The following is a 14542-nucleotide window of genomic DNA, read 5'->3' on the forward strand; positions in this document are numbered from 1 at the left end:
GTGGGCGCCGGACACGCGCACCGGCTCTACCGGCACGGACACTCGCCGGTGCACGCCCTGCCGCCGCACACGAAACTCGCGGCGGCCTTCGGCTTCGTGGTGGTCGTCGTCTCGACCCCGCGCGAGGCGATGTGGGCGTTCGGCCTGTACGCCGTCCTCCTGGGCGTCGTCGCGTACGCCGCGCGCGTGCCGGCCGGCTTCCTGCTGAAGCGGCTGCTGATCGAGGTGCCGTTCGTGGCGTTCGCGGTGCTGATGCCGTTCGTCGCGGAGGGCGAGCGGGTCGAGGTGCTCGGGGTCTCCCTGAGCGTGAGCGGCCTGTGGGGCGCCTGGAACGTGCTCGCCAAGGGCACGCTGGGGGTCGCCGCGTCGGTGCTGCTGGCGTCCACCACCGAACTGCGCTCGGTGCTGCTCGGACTGCAACGGCTCAGGCTCCCGCCACTGCTGGTCCAGATCGCCTCCTTCATGATCCGCTACGGCGATGTCATCACCGACGAGATGCGGCGGATGCGGATCGCCCGGGAGTCGCGGGGGTTCGAAGCGAGCGGCGTCAAGCACTGGGGTGTCCTCGCGAAGTCGGCGGGCGCGCTGTTCATCCGCTCCTACGAGCGCGGCGAGCGCGTGCACCTGGCCATGGTCAGCCGGGGGTACGCCGGTTCGATGCCGGTCATCGACGAGGTGACCGCGTCCCGGGCGCAGTGGTCGTACGCCCTCGCGCTCCCCGTCGCCGCCCTTGTCGTCTGCGTGGTGGGATGGGCCCTGTGAGCGACCTTGTGAGCACCGCGTCCCTGGAGGTCTCCGGCCTCGCCTTCGCCTACCCCGACGGGCATCAGGCCCTGTTCGGCGTGGACTTCTCGATCGCGCGCGGCGAGCGGGTCGCGCTGCTCGGCCCGAACGGCGCCGGCAAGACGACCCTCGTGCTGCACCTCAACGGCATCCTGAGCGGCGGGCTGGGCACGGTGAAGGTCGCCGGGCTGCCCGTGGGCAAGAAGCACATGGCCGAGATCCGGCGCCGGGTCGGGATCGTCTTCCAGGACCCCGACGACCAGCTCTTCATGCCGACCGTGCGCGAGGACGTGGCGTTCGGACCGGCGGCGGCCGGGCTCAGGGGGCCCGAGCTGGAGGAGCGCGTGGACCGGGCGCTGACCCAAGTCGGCATGGCGGAGTTCAAGGACCGGCCCCCGCACCACCTCTCCTTCGGCCAGCGGCGCCGGGTGGCGGTGGCCACCGTGCTGGCGATGGAGCCGGAGATCCTCGTCCTGGACGAGCCCTCCTCCAACCTCGACCCGGCCTCCCGCCGCGAACTGGCCGACATCCTGCGCTCGCTGGACGTGACGGTCCTGATGGTCACGCACGACCTGCCGTACGCGCTGGAGCTGTGCCCGCGCTCGCTGATCCTGAGCGAGGGCACGATCGCCGCGGACGGGAGGACCGCCGAACTCCTCGCCGACGACGAGCTGATGCGGGCCCACCGGCTGGAGTTGCCCTTCGGATTCGATCCGCGGTCCGTGACAATGGGCGCGTGACGAACCAAGAGGACACCGGATCGCTGCTGCTGGACGACCAGTTGTGCTTCGCGCTGTACGCCGCCCAGCGCGCGGTGACCGCCGCGTACCGGCCGCTCCTCGACGAGCTCGGGCTCACCTATCCGCAGTACCTCGTGCTGCTGGTGCTGTGGGAGCGCGGTCAGACGACCGTGAAGGAGCTGGCAGCCGCCCTGCGCCTCGACTACGGCACGGTCTCGCCGTTGCTCAAGCGGCTGGAGAGCGCGGGGTTCGTACGCCGGGAGCGCGCGGCGAGCGACGAGCGCTCGGTGCTGGTGGCGTGCACGGGGCGCGCGGAGGAACTCAGGGAACGCGCGGCAGCCGTCCCCGGCGCCCTCCTCTCCGCGACCGGGCTCGACACCACGGAGGCCGCGAGACTGCGCGAGAACCTGTGGGGGCTCGCGGAAAAGGCGCACGAGGCTTCCGAGCGCCCCCGCTGACCACCTGTTACCCGAGGTTGCCACCCCCTGGTGGCCCGGCCCCGACCTACCGGCCGGTACCTTGTGCACGATGTATTTGCGCGCACCTCTCCGGGGGGAGACCAGCCATGCTTGAGGAAACCGCCGTCGACACCCGGCCGACGAAGATCATGTACGTCGCCGAGGCCACCGCCCACGGCGGCCGGGACGGCTTCGTCACCAGCCAGGACGGCCAGATCGAGCTGAAGGTCGCGATGCCGCCGGCGCTCGGCGGGGACGGCAACGGCACCAACCCGGAGCAGCTGTTCGCCGCCGGCTACAGCGCCTGCTTCCACAACGCGCTGATCCTCGTCGGCAACCGCGAGGGCTACGACCTGACCGGTTCCACGGTCGCCGCGAAGGTGGGCATCGGCCCCAACAAGCACCGCGGCTACGGCCTCGCGGTCGCCCTGAGCGTCTCCCTCCCCATCCTCGACGCGGGCCTCGCGGCGAAGCTGGTGGACGCGGCTCATGAGGTCTGCCCGTACTCGAACGCGACCCGCGGGAACATCGACGTGACGATTCTGCTTGGCTGAGACAGGCACCGGGCGGCAGCAGGAGGAGTACGGGCGTGGACGTGAACGGCGCGGTCGCCGAGGGCTTCGAGCCGGTCAGGGACGTGTTCGCGCGGAACTTCGAGGCGCTCGGGGACCGGGGCGCGGCGGTCGCCGTGTACCGGGACGGGCGCAAGGTGGTCGACCTGTGGGCCGGTACCAGGGACATCGACGGCACCGAGCCCTGGGAGCGCGGCACCGCGCAGGTCGTGCGCTCGGCGACCAAGGGCGTCGCCGCCGCCGTACCCCTGCTGCTGCACCAGCGCGGGGCGCTGGACCTGGACGCGCCGGTGGCGGAGTACTGGCCCGAGTTCAAGGCGCGCGGCAAGGAGCGGGTGCTGGTCCGGCACGTGCTGAACCACCGGGCGGGCCTGCCGGTGATCGACCGGCCGCTCACCCCCGAGCAGGCCCTGGACCCGCTGAAGGGCCCCGAGGCCGTCGCCGCGCAGGCACCTGTCTGGGAGCCCGGCACGGACCACGGGTACCACGCGCTGACGTACGGCTGGATCCTGGACGAGCTGGTGCGCCGGGTGACCGGGCGCGGGGCCGGCGAGTGGATCGCGCGGGAGATCGCCGGGCCGCTGGGGGCCGAGTTCTGGCTCGGGCTGCCGCAGGAGGAGGAAGCCGCCGGACGGACGGGACGGGTCGGACGGGTCGAGGGCCCCGAGCCCACCGGCGCCCTGCGCGCCCGCCCCAAGCGGTCCGTCACCGAGGCCTACGAGGACCCCGGCTCCCTCACCCGCCGCGCCTTCGCCGCGATCACCCCCTTCCCCGACCAGAACGCACCGGAGTACCGGGCGAGCGCCCTGCCCGCCACCAACGGCATCGCGACGGCGGACGGGCTGGCGAGGATCTACGCGGCGCTGGTCGGCGAGATCGACGGGGTACGGCTCTTCGCCCCGGCCACGGTCGAACTCGCCCGCACCGAGGAGTCGGCGGGCCCGGACCGCGTGCTGGTCGTGAACACCCGGTTCGGCCTGGGCTACATGCTGCACGGCAGCGCCTCGCCGTTCCTCGGTGCGGGCTCCTTCGGACACCCCGGGCGTGGTGGCTCCCTCGGCTTCGCCGACCCGGAGACGGGCATCGCCTTCGGCTATGTCACCAACGGCTTCCGCAAGACGGTCACGGCGGACCCCCGGGCGCAGGCGCTGGTCAGGGCGGTGCGGGCGGCCCTGTGACGGCTACACGTTGATCGTGTGCGACGTCCGCCCGGACGCCTCGTCGATCTCGTCGTGCGCCTTGGTCAGCAACTGCATCGCGAGTTCGTTCAGCGCCCGCGCCCCCGCGACCTCCTCACCGACCCGCGGCTGATTCGAGTCGCTGCGATGGCGGCTGGCGTGTCCGCGTGCCCTTACCTCGCTCCCGTCGGGCAGGCGCACCAGCGCGACCGCCTCCGTGTGCCGTTCGTCCTCCCGGAACTCCAGCTCGACGTGCCATCCCACAGTGGTGTGCGTCATGTCGGTCACCTCCGGAAACCTCTGCTTCCAGAGTGCTCCTCCGGCGGCCACCGCACACGTGGCCGCCGGAGACGCCGTCAGCCGTCAGCCGTCAGCCGTCAGCCGTCGGACTCCGCCGACGGGAGGTAGGCGCCGGGCACGTCGTTCGGTGCGTAGACCAACTTGTCGCCGGGGTACGGCTTGGTCCAGGCGTGCGTCTGGTACCAGGTGTAACGGTTCATCTGCTCGGCGTTCGCGTAGTCCGGCACGGCGTGCGCGCCGCTCAGGCGCTGGTGCGAGGCCCAGGTCTTCCACTGCGCGGCGAGTACCTGCTTGGCCTGCGGCACCGCGGCAGAGGTCGGCGCGGGTGCCGCGGCGGCGTCCTGGGCGGCCGGGGTGTCCGCGCCGCAGGAGGGCGTGGGGCTCACGCCGAGGGTGAGGGAGGTGCGGTTGGGGACCGCGGTGAACGGGGTGGTGTCCGGCTTGCCCGTGAAGGCCCCGTACATCGGCGTGGCCGCGCTGTCCTTCTGGTTCATCGGGTGGATCCCGAGGATCTGCTCGACGGTGCGGATCATGGTGATCTGCGTGTAGTAGCGGCTGTCGACGGTGCCGTGCTGGGCGTAGGGGCTGATGACCTGGACCGGGGCGCGGTGGCCGTCGACGTGGTCGAGACCGTTCTGGGAGTCGTCCTCGACGACGAAGATCGCCGAGTCCTTCCAGTACCTGCTGTGGGAGATCTCGTCGACCATGCGGCCAACGGCGAGGTCGTTGTCGGCGACCTCGGCGGACGCGTTGGCCGGGCCGCCGGTGTGGTCGTTGGAGAACCAGAACATGTTCAGGTTCGCCGGGCCGTTCTTCTCGAAGTCCTGCTGCCAGATCTGTTCCTTGTAGACGTCCGGGACGTCGAGGTCGAACATCGGGAAGCCCTGCACGGTCACGTCGTTGAGGGAGGGAATCGCCGAGCCGGTCTGGATGGGGTACTGGGTCTGCGCCCCGGTCGCGGCCATGGTCTTGCTGTCGCAGTACAGGTTCTGCCAGGTGGCGCCGGCCGGCTTGGACTCGGTCGACTGGAACTCGCCGAAGTCCTTGACCGACTTGCCGGCCGCCTGCGCGCCGGTCCAGATGAATCCGGACTTCTGGTGGCCGAGCACGTCGTTCTCGGTGTCGTAACTGCGCGTGTACTCACCGGCGGAGGACTCGGTGTACTCCGGGTTGTCCGACTGCATCAGCCAGTTGTGGCCCTCGGCGGAGTTGGTGCCGATGTCGTAGAAGTTGTCGTAGAGGCCGAACTGCTGGGCCAGGGCGTGCTGGTTGGGCGTGACGTTCGCGCCGAAGGTGGTGAGCGCCGGGTCGCCGTCGCCCTGCGGGAGGTCGCCGTAGACCTGGTCGTAGGTGCGGTTCTCCTTGACGAGCAGGAAGACGTGCTTGATCGTCGAGGGGTCGCCGAGGCGGGCCGGGACCGGGACCGGCTTGGCGTGGCCGGCGCCCTTGGCCGTGGTGACCGAGCCGGGCGTCCAGCCGTTCTGCTGGAACACCTTGGCCGTCCGGGACCTGATCACGAGGTCGCTCGGCAGCGTGAACTCGGTGAGGCTCGACGTGGTGTCGTGGGTGCCGTGTCCGGAGGCGGCCGTGGGGCGGCGGGCGTCGATGCCGCGGGTGTTGGAGACGACGACCTTCTTGCCGACCGTGGTGACCTCGGCGGGGAAGTAGTCGGTGGGGAGCAGGCCGACGTAACTCGCCGGTTCCTTCGGGGACCTGTACCGGTAGACGGCGACCGCGTTCGCGCGGCCCAGCGTCACCAGCAGGTGGCCGTCGTCGGTGAGGGTGACCGCGTCGGGCTCGTAGCCGACCTTCGCCTCGGGCCACGGCTGGGTGGCGATGGTCTGGACGACCTTGTCCTTGCGGGTGTCGATGACCGACACATTGTTGTCGGCGGTGTTGGTGACGAACACCGTGCCGTTCTTCGCGTACACGGCGGTCGGGTGCAGACCCACGTCGATGGTCCGGACGGGCTTGTCCGCACGGATGTCGATGACGCTGACCGTGCCGGTGGTCGCGGCGCCGGTGGCGGGGTCGGCGGGCACCTGGGTGCCGTAGGAGTTCATCGTCGTCTCGCCGGGCCTGGCCGGACGCCCGCCCTCGTTGCTGACGTACAACTTGCCGCCGACCAGCGCGATGCCGCGTGGGGCGTTGCCGACGGCCCAGCTCTGCTGGATGGTCCCGGTGACGGCGTCGAGGGCGACGACCCGGTTCTGGCCGTTGACCGCGGAGTACACGGTGGACCCGTCCGCCGAGAACACCGCGGCGCCCACGAGCGCCTGCTGGCTGCCGACGGCCGGGATGGGGACGGCCGTCGGGGCGGAGAGGGTGCCGTCCGCGTTCACGGTGAACTTCGTGTAGCCGTTCGCCTGGCCCAGCCACAGCTGCTTGCCGTCGGGCGAGTAGACGGGTCCCTCCTGGCCGACCGCGGTGCTGGTGATGCGCAGGTCGTCCGCCGCGTTGGCGCCGATCTTCTGCTTCACCTGACCGGCCGCCAGGTCCATGATCACCAGCGAGGCGTCGCCGTCGGTGACCGAGGCCGCGAGGTGGGTGCCGTCCGGGCTGACCGTGGACGACATGATCTTGCCGTCGTTGATGACGGTCCGGCTGCCGTACGGCTTGAGGTACTGGTCGCTGGAGATGACCTCGCCCTTGGCGGTGTCCTGGGCGACCTGCCGGGTGCCGAACTGGTAGGTGGAGGCGACCGCGGTGCCGGTGACGCCGAGGGCGACGGCGATACCGGCCGTCACCAGCGTGGTCCGGCGGCTGAGGCGTCTGGCCCGCGCGCTGCTGCGGCGCTGCCGAGTTACCTGCATGGGACTATCCCTTCGAGGTGGTGTCCAGCAGCTCGACGTTGCCGTCGAACTGCCACAGCGGGTTGGGTGCGTCCCCGGTGGAGGTTCGCACCAGGAAGTAGCCGTTCACTTCCTTCGGTCCGTCGCCGTCGGCGACGAACCGCCCGTCCGATCCGACGTCCAGCTGATAGACAGCCGTCCCCGCCACCGGTACGCCGGGCAGGTGCCAGGTCACGACACACCGCCAGTCATTGCCCGCCCCCCGTTGAGCGGCCTGGCCGTCGCTCTTGGTGCACGCCGCCGAGGCCTTGAGCTCGGCCTCGGTGACGGCGGGGCGGTGGAGTTGTTCGGTCTGCAGGCGGTAGAGGTGGGCGAAGGCCGTGGCGAGGGAGCGCTGGACCTTGGCCTGCGTGATGCCTGTCGAGTCGGTCGCGGTGGCGATCACCGCGACGGTGAGAGCGGTCAGCGCGGCCAGGGGCAGCACGCCCACGGTGAACGCGCGGCGCCCGCCACCGTCGCAGGCGAGGTTGGTGAAGTCCCGCCGCAGGAACAGCAGATGGGCCAGTACGGTCGCGAGCACAGCCCACGCCAGGCTGACGGCGACGCCGATCAGGAGCGGGGCGAGCTGGGCCGGGGCGGTGAACAGGCCGTTCCAGGAGAGGAAGGCGTAACCCGGCAGGGCCAGGCGTACGGCGACGGGCAGCGGCAGCATCTGGGCGACCTGCATGCCGAGCGCGACCAGCGGGGGCAGCAGCAGTCCCATCGGGGACCGTCCGAGGGCGACCGAGCCGAGCAGGCCGATCGCGGCGAGGGCCAGGGTCGGGGCGAGGGCGGCGACCCAGGCGAGCAGGACGCTCCCGGCGGCATCGGAAGGGGTCAGCACGTGGCCGTCGAGGCCGACGAGCGGCTGGTTGCCGACGGACGCGAGCCCGCCCGCGGCGCTGGAGCAGGCCAGGCCGGCCACGAGCAGCAGGATCACGGTGAGACTGGCCAGCACCTTCGCCGCGAAGATCCGCCGCGGCGAGCGGACCGCCACCAGCAGGTGCCGCCAGGTGCCGAGCCGGTCCTCGACGGCGAACACGTCACCGGCGACCACCGAGGTCAGCAGCGGAAGCGCCCAGGTACCCGCGAAACCGAGGATCACCAGCGGTCCGGCCCACCCGGTGGCGTGCATCCAGCGGCCGAAGAGCGTGTCGGAGGGCAGCGTGCTCTGCTCGCTCACCCCGGCGACGAAGAGGCCCGGGGCGATCCAGCAGACGAGGACGAGGAGGCGGATCCGCCACTGCGAGACGAGCTTGACGAGCTCGAAGCGGTAGCTTCGCGGGACCGAGACGGGCCGCACGGGGGTGGGGGACGCGGTGACTGTCGTACTCATCTACTGGTCTCCTGATCATCGGTCAGGGCCAGGAAAGCGGCCTCCAAGGGCGAGACCACGGGCGCGAGTTCGCGCACCGCGACGCCCGCCGTCACGAGCCGCGTCACCAGGTCGTCGAGGGCGGGCACCAGTGCGCGCACGACGAGCACGTCGGCATCCCGCGTCTGCCGTCCGGTGTCGTCGACGATCCGGATGCCGTCCGTGCCCTCGGCCAGCCGCCGGGCGGCCTCCGGGTCGGACGTCCGTACCCGGTAGTCGAGTTCACGGCTCTCGGCGGCCAGTTTGCCGAGCGGGCCCGAGAACACGACCCGCCCGGTGGCGAGGATGGTGACCTCGGAGCACAGTGCCTCCAGGTCGTCCATGCGGTGGCTGGAGAGCACCACACTCGTGCCGTCCGCGGTGAGCCGGTTCAGGACTCCGTGCACATGCCGTTTACCGGCCGGGTCAAGGCCGTTGGACGGCTCGTCGAGCACCAGCAGCCGTGGCCGGGTCAGCAGCGCGGCGGCCAGCCCGAGTCGCTGACGCATGCCGAGGGAGTAACCGCGGGCCTTGTCGTCGGCGACGTCGGTGAGCCCGACCTGGTCGAGCACGTCGTCGATGCCGGCGGTCGGCGCGTCCTGGCCGCGGAGTCCGGCCAGCGCGGCGAGGTTCTGCCGGGCGGTGAGCGAGGGGTAGAGACCGGGCCCGTCCACGAATCCGGCGACCCCGTCGGGAGCGGAGAGGGCCCGCCCGACCGGCACGCCCAGGATCTCCAGTTGCCCGCCGTCGGCGACGGCGAGGCCCAGCAGGAGTCCGAGCAGGGTCGTCTTGCCGGCGCCGTTCGGCCCGACCAGGCCGTGGATCTGACCCCGCGTCACGTCAAGGTCGACGCCGTCGAGCGCCACGACGTCACCGAAGCACTTGGTGATCCCCCGGGCCCGGACTGCGTGGAGTGCGTCCATGAGTCCCTTGCGTCCCTTCTTTCGCGGTCCGCAGGGACCTTAGGGACGACACCAACCCCGGACGCAGACGGTTGACTGAACTCCCAGGGAACGAACCGTCAAGGCATCGGCAAGTAGGCAAACGAAGGGGCGGCGTTGGGCCGGACTTGGGCAGCGCTTGGGAGAAGCCCGTCCGCCGGACGGCTAACCGGCGTGCAGCATCAGCCCGATGCCCGCGACCAGCAGCCCCGCCGCGAGGATCCTCGGCGCCCCGAACCGTTCCTTGAAGAACACGGCTCCGATGGCCGCGCCGACGATGATCGAGGACTCGCGCAGGGCGGCGACGGGGGCGAGTTCGGCCTTGGTCTGGGCCCACAGGACGAGTCCGTACGCGGCGACGGACAGTGCGGCGCCGACGAGTCCGATCCAGGCGAACGGCCTCAGTACGGCCACGGATCGGCCGCGCCACCGCGTGAGGGCGTACACCGGGATCACGACCCCCTGTACCGCCATCAGCCAGGCGATGTACCCGAGGGAGGAGCCGGAGGCGCGCACGCCGAGCCCGTCGACGACGGTGTACGCGGCGATGGTGAGTCCGGTGGCCAACGCGGCGCCGATCGCCGCCCAGTCGGGCCTGCGGCCGCGCAGCCCCCACAGCGCGACGCCGGTGAGTCCCGCGCAGGACAGGGCGATTCCGGCGGCGGCCCACCCGTCCGGCACCTCGTGCGCGAAGAGGGCGGCCAGCACGGTCACGACCAGGGGCGCGGTGCCGCGCGCGATCGGATACGCCTGCCCGAAGTCACCGAGCCGGAAGGACGTCATCAGCAGCGCGTAGTACGCCATGTGGATGCAGGACGAGGCGAGGAGATACGGCCACGCGCCCGCCGCCGGGACCGCCGCGAACGGGATGATCACCAGCCCGATGAGCATCCCCCCGCCCGAGATCAGCGTGAACCCGACCAGCTTGTCGGTGACTTGGTGCGCGATGGCGTTCCAACAGGCGTGCGTGACGGCGGCGAGGAGGACGGCCGCGGTGACGACCGGCGTCACGCGGTGCGCTCTCGGACGTCCACGAGGGTGGCACCGGCGTGGGCGACCAGGTCCTCGGGCGCGATGGGGAACACCGCGTACGGAGTGCCGGCGGCGGCCCAGACGAGGTCATGGTCGAACAGCGAGCGATCGGCCAGCACCCGGGTCTTCGTACGGTGCCCGAAGGGCGGCACGCCCCCGATGGCGTACCCGGTCGTCTCCCGTACGACGTCGGCCTTGGCCCGGGTGACCTTGCCGGCGCCGAGCTCCTCCTGGACCCGCTCGAGGTCGACCCGGGAAGCCCCGTCCATGAGCACCAGCACCGGCACCCCGTCCGCCGCGAAGATCAGCGACTTGCAGATCTCACTCAGCTCGCACCCGATGGCCGCGGCGGCCTCGGCGGCGGTACGGGTGGCGTCCGGGAAGCGGCGGACCTGCGCGATGAGCCCGTCGAGCCCCAACTCGCGCAGGGCCTCGGCGAAACGCGGGTGGGCTGCAGAGTCCGAAGGCGTCATGCCCGGCAGGTTAGCTGCCGGATACAAACGTCACGACTGAATTCACCGTCGCCTTCCGCCTTCGTTCCCCTGCCCGCTTCCCGTCGTGCAGGATGCTTCGATGACCCCACCACCCACCCCGTCTCCCGCCGTTCGCCCCTACCACCCGCGCGACCACAACGCCGTCGAGGACATCTGCGTCCGCACCGCCCACGCCGGCCGGGACAGCCGCCCGCACTACAAGGACCCCGGTGTCTTCCCCGCGGCCTTCGCGGCGCCGTACGTCCGTCTCGAACCGGAGTTGGCCTTCGTGCTGGACGACGGGGCGGGACACGCCGTGGGGTACATCGTCGGAACCGCCGACACGCCCCGGTTCGTCGAGAACTACCGCGCGAAGTGGCTGCCCCTGGTGGCCGGCCGCTATCCGGAGCCCCGCCACGAGCCGCGCACCCCCGACGAGGAGATCGTCGCGCTCCTGCACCGCCCCGAGCGGATGCTCGTGCCCGAAGTCGCCGCCTACCCCGCCCACTTGCACATCGACCTGCTCCCCGAGTGGCAGGGGCGCGGGTACGGGCGCGCGCTCATGGAGAGCTTCCTGCGCGCGCTGCACGAGCGGGGCGTGGCCGCCGTACATCTGTCGATGGTGTCCGCCAACACGCCCGCGCGTGCCTTCTACGACCGTCTCGGCTTCCATGAGATCGCCGTACCGGATCCCGGGCCGGTCACCTATCTCGGCCGGTCCACGACAGAAGAAGGCCGGTGAGGGCATCCCCTCACCGGCCGGCCTCTCTCACGCGGTAGGCGTCAGACGCGTACCAGCTCCCGGTCCTCGTCCGGGTCCGCGTCCTTCTCCACCTGCGTACGCAGGCCCTCGCCCTCGACGTCGACGTTGGGCAGCGCGCGGTCCAGCCACTTCGGCAGCCACCAGGCGCGGTGGCCGAGCAGGGCGAGGACCGCGGGGACGATCGCCATGCGGACCACGAACGCGTCGAAGAGGACGGCGATCGCGAGGCCGAAGCCGATCATCTTGATCATCGACTCGCCGGAGCTGATGAAGCCTCCGAAGACGGCCATCATGATGACCGCGGCGGCGACCACGACCCGGGCGCTGTGCTTGAAGCCGGTGACGATGGCCTGGCTCGGGGACTCGCCGTGGACGTACGCCTCGCGCATGCGGGTCACGAGGAAGACCTCGTAGTCCATCGCGAGGCCGAAGACCACGCCGACCATGAAGATCGGCATCATCGACATGATCGGGCCGGTCTCCTCGACGCCGAGCGCACCGCCGAGCCAGCCCCACTGGAAGACCGCGACCACGGCACCGAGCGCGGCGAGCACCGACAGCAGGAAGCCGAGGGCCGCCTTCAGCGGGACGAGGATCGAGCGGAAGACCACGATCAGGAGGAGGAAGGCCAGGCCCACAACCAGGGCCAGGTACGGGATGAGGGCGTCGCTCAGCTTCTGCGAGAAGTCGATGTTCATCGCCGTCGTGCCGGTGACCAGGACGTCCGCGTCCGCCTTGGACGCGATGTCGTCACGGATGGCGTGCACCAGGTCCTCGGTCCGGGCCGAGGACGGCTTGGAGTCGGGGACGACCGTGATGGTCGCGGTGTCGCCGGCCTTGTTGAAGGTCGCCGGAGTGACCGTGACGACGTCCTGGAGCCCCTTGATCCCGTCGGTCACCGTGGCGGCCGCGGCCTTCGGGTCGTCGCTGTTCTTGGCGTCGACGACGATCATCAGGGGGCCGTTGAAGCCGGGCCCGAAGCCCTCCGAGAGGAGGTCGTAGGCGCGGCGCTGGGTCGTGGACGTCGGCTGCGAACCGTCGTCGGGCAGGCCCAGCTCCAACTGGCTGACCGGCAGCGCGACGGCGCCGAGACCGACCACGCCGAGCAGCAGCACGGCGGCCGGACGGCGGATGACGAAGCTCGCCCAGCGGGTGCCGAGGTTGGGCTTCACCGGCTTCACCGGCCTCTCCGAAGAGGCGGCCTTCCCGGTGGTCTTCTTGCGCTTCTCGCCCGCCGGGCGGACCTTGCCGCCCGCGTATCCGAGCAGCGCCGGGATCATGGTCAGCGCGATGAGGACGGCGATCACGACGGTGCCGGCCGCGGCGAGGCCCATCTTGGTCAGCATCGGCACGTTGACGACCGAGAGACCGGCCAGCGCGATCACGACGGTCAGGCCCGCGAAGACCACCGCGGAACCGGCGGTGCCGGTGGCCCGGCCCACCGCCTCCTCGCGGTCGCGGCCCTCGGCCAGCTCGGCGCGGTAGCGGGAGACGATGAACAGCGCGTAGTCGATGCCGACCGCGAGGCCGATCATCGCCGCGAGGGTGTTGGTGGTGCTGCCGAGGTCGAGCGCCTTGGCGAGGGCGGTGATGGTGGAGACGCCGATCCCGACACCGATGATCGCGGTCAGCAGCGGCAGCCCGGCCGCGATCATCGAGCCCAGGGTGATGACCAGGACGACCGCGGCGATGGCGAGACCGATGGCCTCGCCGACTCCCCCCGCGTCGGGCTGGGCCTGGAGCGCGTCGCCTCCGAGGTCGACGGTCAGGCCGGTGGCCCGGGCTTCGTCACCGGCGGTCTCCAGGGCGTCCTTGGTCGCGTCCTTGAGCCCGACGGCGGGAGCGTCGTACTTCACCGAGAGGTAGGCGACCGTGCCGTCCTTGCTCACCGCGTTCGTCGTGAACGGGTCGGTGACGGAGACGACCTCGGAGCCGTCGCCGAGTTCCTTGACGGTCTTCGCGACGGTCGTCCTGTTGGCGGCGTCGGTCATCTTCTCGCCCTCGGGCGCCTTGAAGACCATGCGCCCGGTGGCGCCGTCGGCACTGGCTCCGGGGAAACGCTGTTCCAGCAGGTCGAAGGCCTTCTGCGCCTCCGTGCCAGGGATGGAGAAGGAGGTGGATCCGGCGGCGGGGGCACTGATCGCGCCGACGCCCGCGAGCGTCAGCAGGGCCACCCACATCAGGGCGACGAAGTGCCGTCGCCGGAAGGCGAGCCGGCCGAGACGGTAGAGGAAAGTGGCCACGAAGGCGTACTCCCGGTCAGGTCGTGGGTTTTCGGGGCAGGGGGGATCAGCCCGACGACGTGAGCGGTTACGTCAGGTGGAGGGCTTGCAGGGAGACTGGGGTCAGTCGGTCGGAACGCCGAGGGCGGGGAGGACCACGGCGTCGATGTACGAAAGGAGGAAGGCCTGCGTCGGCGGCAGCTCGTCGATCATCGTGCGGGCCGCGAACCCGCCGATCATCATGTGGATCATGAACTCGATCGCCGGGTTGTCGGGGCGCACCTCACCCCGGTCGATCGCCCGCTGCACCACTCGGCGGAACTCCGCCATCTCGGGTTCGATGAGATGCGCGCGGAACGCCTTCAGGAGATCCGGGTTGCCGTGGATCGCCATGGCCAGCCCCCGCATGAGCGCGGAGTTCTGCTCCATCGTGCAGTCGTCCGAGCGCATGGTGAGCGCGTGCAGGTCGCCCTTGAGCGACCCGGTGTCGATCGCGTCGAGACCGATACCGCCCGGCTTGGAGTGCCGCACGGCCTTGGCCACCAGTTCGGCCTTGCCGCCCCACTGACGGTAGAGCGTGGCCTTGCTGGAACGGGTGCGCGCGGCGACGGCGTCCATGGTGAGGGCGTCGTAGCCGACCTCGCGGAGCAGTTCGAGCACGGCCTCGTACAGTTCGGCCTCGCGCTCGGGGGTGATACGGCTACGACGCGCGGTAGACACCTCGGTCATGTCACTCACCCTTTCCGCTCCGGGAGTTCGAACGACACTGTTTCGTACGACACGAATGTAGCGCATCCACCAACGAAACGAAACGGTTTCGTTCGTGTTGTGGGTCACCCGGGCCGTCCGCCAGTCACCGCCGACCGATTTTTCATAAGTTGCTCCGGTCCATCCC

The 14542-nt window shown here is 70.9% G+C and carries 14 protein-coding genes; 6 read left to right on the forward strand and 8 right to left on the reverse strand.

Going from position 1 to position 14542, the window contains the following annotated elements; genetic code table 11:
* The 5 genes from cbiQ to ACGFWE_RS30100 all read left to right on the forward strand — a co-directional run bounded on the left by cbiQ (nt 1) and on the right by ACGFWE_RS30100 (nt 3731).
* On the forward strand, nt 1-762 hold the full coding sequence (gene cbiQ / locus ACGFWE_RS30080; protein WP_352388369.1) for a cobalt ECF transporter T component CbiQ: 762 nt from the start codon (nt 1-3) through the stop codon (nt 760-762).
* Nucleotides 750-1523 carry an ABC transporter ATP-binding protein gene (locus ACGFWE_RS30085; RefSeq protein WP_352388371.1) on the forward strand — a complete coding sequence of 258 codons (774 nt, stop codon included), beginning with the start codon at nt 750-752 and terminating at the stop codon, nt 1521-1523. Before cbiQ ends, ACGFWE_RS30085 begins: the two co-directional genes overlap by 13 nt.
* Nucleotides 1520-1981, forward strand: a complete 462-nt coding sequence (locus ACGFWE_RS30090) for a MarR family transcriptional regulator (RefSeq protein ID WP_352388373.1) — start codon at nt 1520-1522, stop codon at nt 1979-1981. The genes ACGFWE_RS30085 and ACGFWE_RS30090 overlap by 4 nt, the downstream gene beginning before the upstream one ends.
* Before the next feature lie 107 nt (nt 1982-2088).
* Nucleotides 2089-2535, forward strand: coding sequence for an organic hydroperoxide resistance protein (locus ACGFWE_RS30095; RefSeq protein ID WP_352388375.1), 447 nt, complete (start codon nt 2089-2091; stop codon nt 2533-2535).
* A 35-nt stretch (nt 2536-2570) separates the two neighbouring features.
* On the forward strand, nt 2571-3731 hold the full coding sequence (locus ACGFWE_RS30100; protein ID WP_393602967.1) for a serine hydrolase domain-containing protein: 1161 nt from the start codon (nt 2571-2573) through the stop codon (nt 3729-3731).
* Between the two features lie 3 nt (nt 3732-3734).
* Here ACGFWE_RS30100 and ACGFWE_RS30105 read toward each other — a convergent pair whose 3' ends face one another.
* The 6 genes from ACGFWE_RS30105 to ACGFWE_RS30130 all read right to left on the reverse strand — a co-directional run bounded on the left by ACGFWE_RS30105 (nt 3735) and on the right by ACGFWE_RS30130 (nt 10662).
* Nucleotides 3735-4010 (reverse strand): DUF1876 domain-containing protein, encoded by a 276-nt coding sequence (locus ACGFWE_RS30105; protein ID WP_352388379.1) that lies wholly within the window; start codon nt 4008-4010, stop codon nt 3735-3737.
* Nucleotides 4011-4108: 98 nt separating this feature from the next.
* Nucleotides 4109-6844: a phosphoesterase gene (locus ACGFWE_RS30110; protein ID WP_393602969.1), complete on the reverse strand. Its 2736-nt coding sequence runs from the start codon at nt 6842-6844 to the stop codon at nt 4109-4111.
* Between the two features lie 4 nt (nt 6845-6848).
* A complete protein-coding gene (locus ACGFWE_RS30115; protein WP_393602971.1) occupies nt 6849-8198 on the reverse strand; it encodes an ABC transporter permease in 1350 nt (449 codons plus the stop codon).
* Nucleotides 8195-9139 carry an ABC transporter ATP-binding protein gene (locus tag ACGFWE_RS30120; RefSeq protein WP_393602973.1) on the reverse strand — a complete coding sequence of 315 codons (945 nt, stop codon included), beginning with the start codon at nt 9137-9139 and terminating at the stop codon, nt 8195-8197. The genes ACGFWE_RS30115 and ACGFWE_RS30120 overlap by 4 nt, the downstream gene beginning before the upstream one ends.
* Before the next feature lie 183 nt (nt 9140-9322).
* Nucleotides 9323-10168 (reverse strand): EamA family transporter, encoded by an 846-nt coding sequence (locus ACGFWE_RS30125; RefSeq protein ID WP_393602975.1) that lies wholly within the window; start codon nt 10166-10168, stop codon nt 9323-9325.
* Nucleotides 10165-10662: a YbaK/EbsC family protein gene (locus ACGFWE_RS30130; RefSeq protein WP_393602977.1), complete on the reverse strand. Its 498-nt coding sequence runs from the start codon at nt 10660-10662 to the stop codon at nt 10165-10167. Before ACGFWE_RS30130 ends, ACGFWE_RS30125 begins: the two co-directional genes overlap by 4 nt.
* 100 nt (nt 10663-10762) lie before the next feature.
* Between ACGFWE_RS30130 and ACGFWE_RS30135 the strand changes: the two genes are divergently transcribed.
* A complete protein-coding gene (locus tag ACGFWE_RS30135; RefSeq protein ID WP_393602979.1) occupies nt 10763-11404 on the forward strand; it encodes a GNAT family N-acetyltransferase in 642 nt (213 codons plus the stop codon).
* Nucleotides 11405-11445: 41 nt separating this feature from the next.
* Here ACGFWE_RS30135 and ACGFWE_RS30140 read toward each other — a convergent pair whose 3' ends face one another.
* Together ACGFWE_RS30140 and ACGFWE_RS30145 are read right to left on the reverse strand one after the other, a co-directional pair.
* Nucleotides 11446-13668 carry an MMPL family transporter gene (locus ACGFWE_RS30140; RefSeq protein ID WP_393602981.1) on the reverse strand — a complete coding sequence of 741 codons (2223 nt, stop codon included), beginning with the start codon at nt 13666-13668 and terminating at the stop codon, nt 11446-11448.
* Nucleotides 13669-13770: 102 nt separating this feature from the next.
* Entirely contained in the window at nt 13771-14376 is a 606-nt protein-coding gene (locus tag ACGFWE_RS30145) for a TetR/AcrR family transcriptional regulator (protein ID WP_352388395.1), read from the reverse strand.
* Nucleotides 14377-14542 lie beyond the last annotated feature (166 nt).

The sequence above is a fragment of the Streptomyces sp. NPDC048523 genome, assembly GCF_043199815.1.
In the GTDB taxonomy this organism is placed as follows: domain Bacteria; phylum Actinomycetota; class Actinomycetes; order Streptomycetales; family Streptomycetaceae; genus Streptomyces.

Coding starts and splice junctions, on each gene's coding strand:
- ACGFWE_RS30085 (WP_352388371.1), top strand. CDS start 750: ATGGGCCCTGTGAGCGACCTTGTGAGCACCGCGTCCCTGGAGGTCTCC.
- ACGFWE_RS30095 (WP_352388375.1), top strand. CDS start 2,089: ATGCTTGAGGAAACCGCCGTCGACACCCGGCCGACGAAGATCATGTAC.
- ACGFWE_RS30105 (WP_352388379.1), bottom strand. CDS start 4,010: ATGACGCACACCACTGTGGGATGGCACGTCGAGCTGGAGTTCCGGGAG.
- ACGFWE_RS30110 (WP_393602969.1), bottom strand. CDS start 6,844: ATGCAGGTAACTCGGCAGCGCCGCAGCAGCGCGCGGGCCAGACGCCTC.
- ACGFWE_RS30115 (WP_393602971.1), bottom strand. CDS start 8,198: ATGAGTACGACAGTCACCGCGTCCCCCACCCCCGTGCGGCCCGTCTCG.
- ACGFWE_RS30120 (WP_393602973.1), bottom strand. CDS start 9,139: ATGGACGCACTCCACGCAGTCCGGGCCCGGGGGATCACCAAGTGCTTC.
- ACGFWE_RS30130 (WP_393602977.1), bottom strand. CDS start 10,662: ATGACGCCTTCGGACTCTGCAGCCCACCCGCGTTTCGCCGAGGCCCTG.
- ACGFWE_RS30135 (WP_393602979.1), top strand. CDS start 10,763: ATGACCCCACCACCCACCCCGTCTCCCGCCGTTCGCCCCTACCACCCG.
- ACGFWE_RS30145 (WP_352388395.1), bottom strand. CDS start 14,376: ATGACCGAGGTGTCTACCGCGCGTCGTAGCCGTATCACCCCCGAGCGC.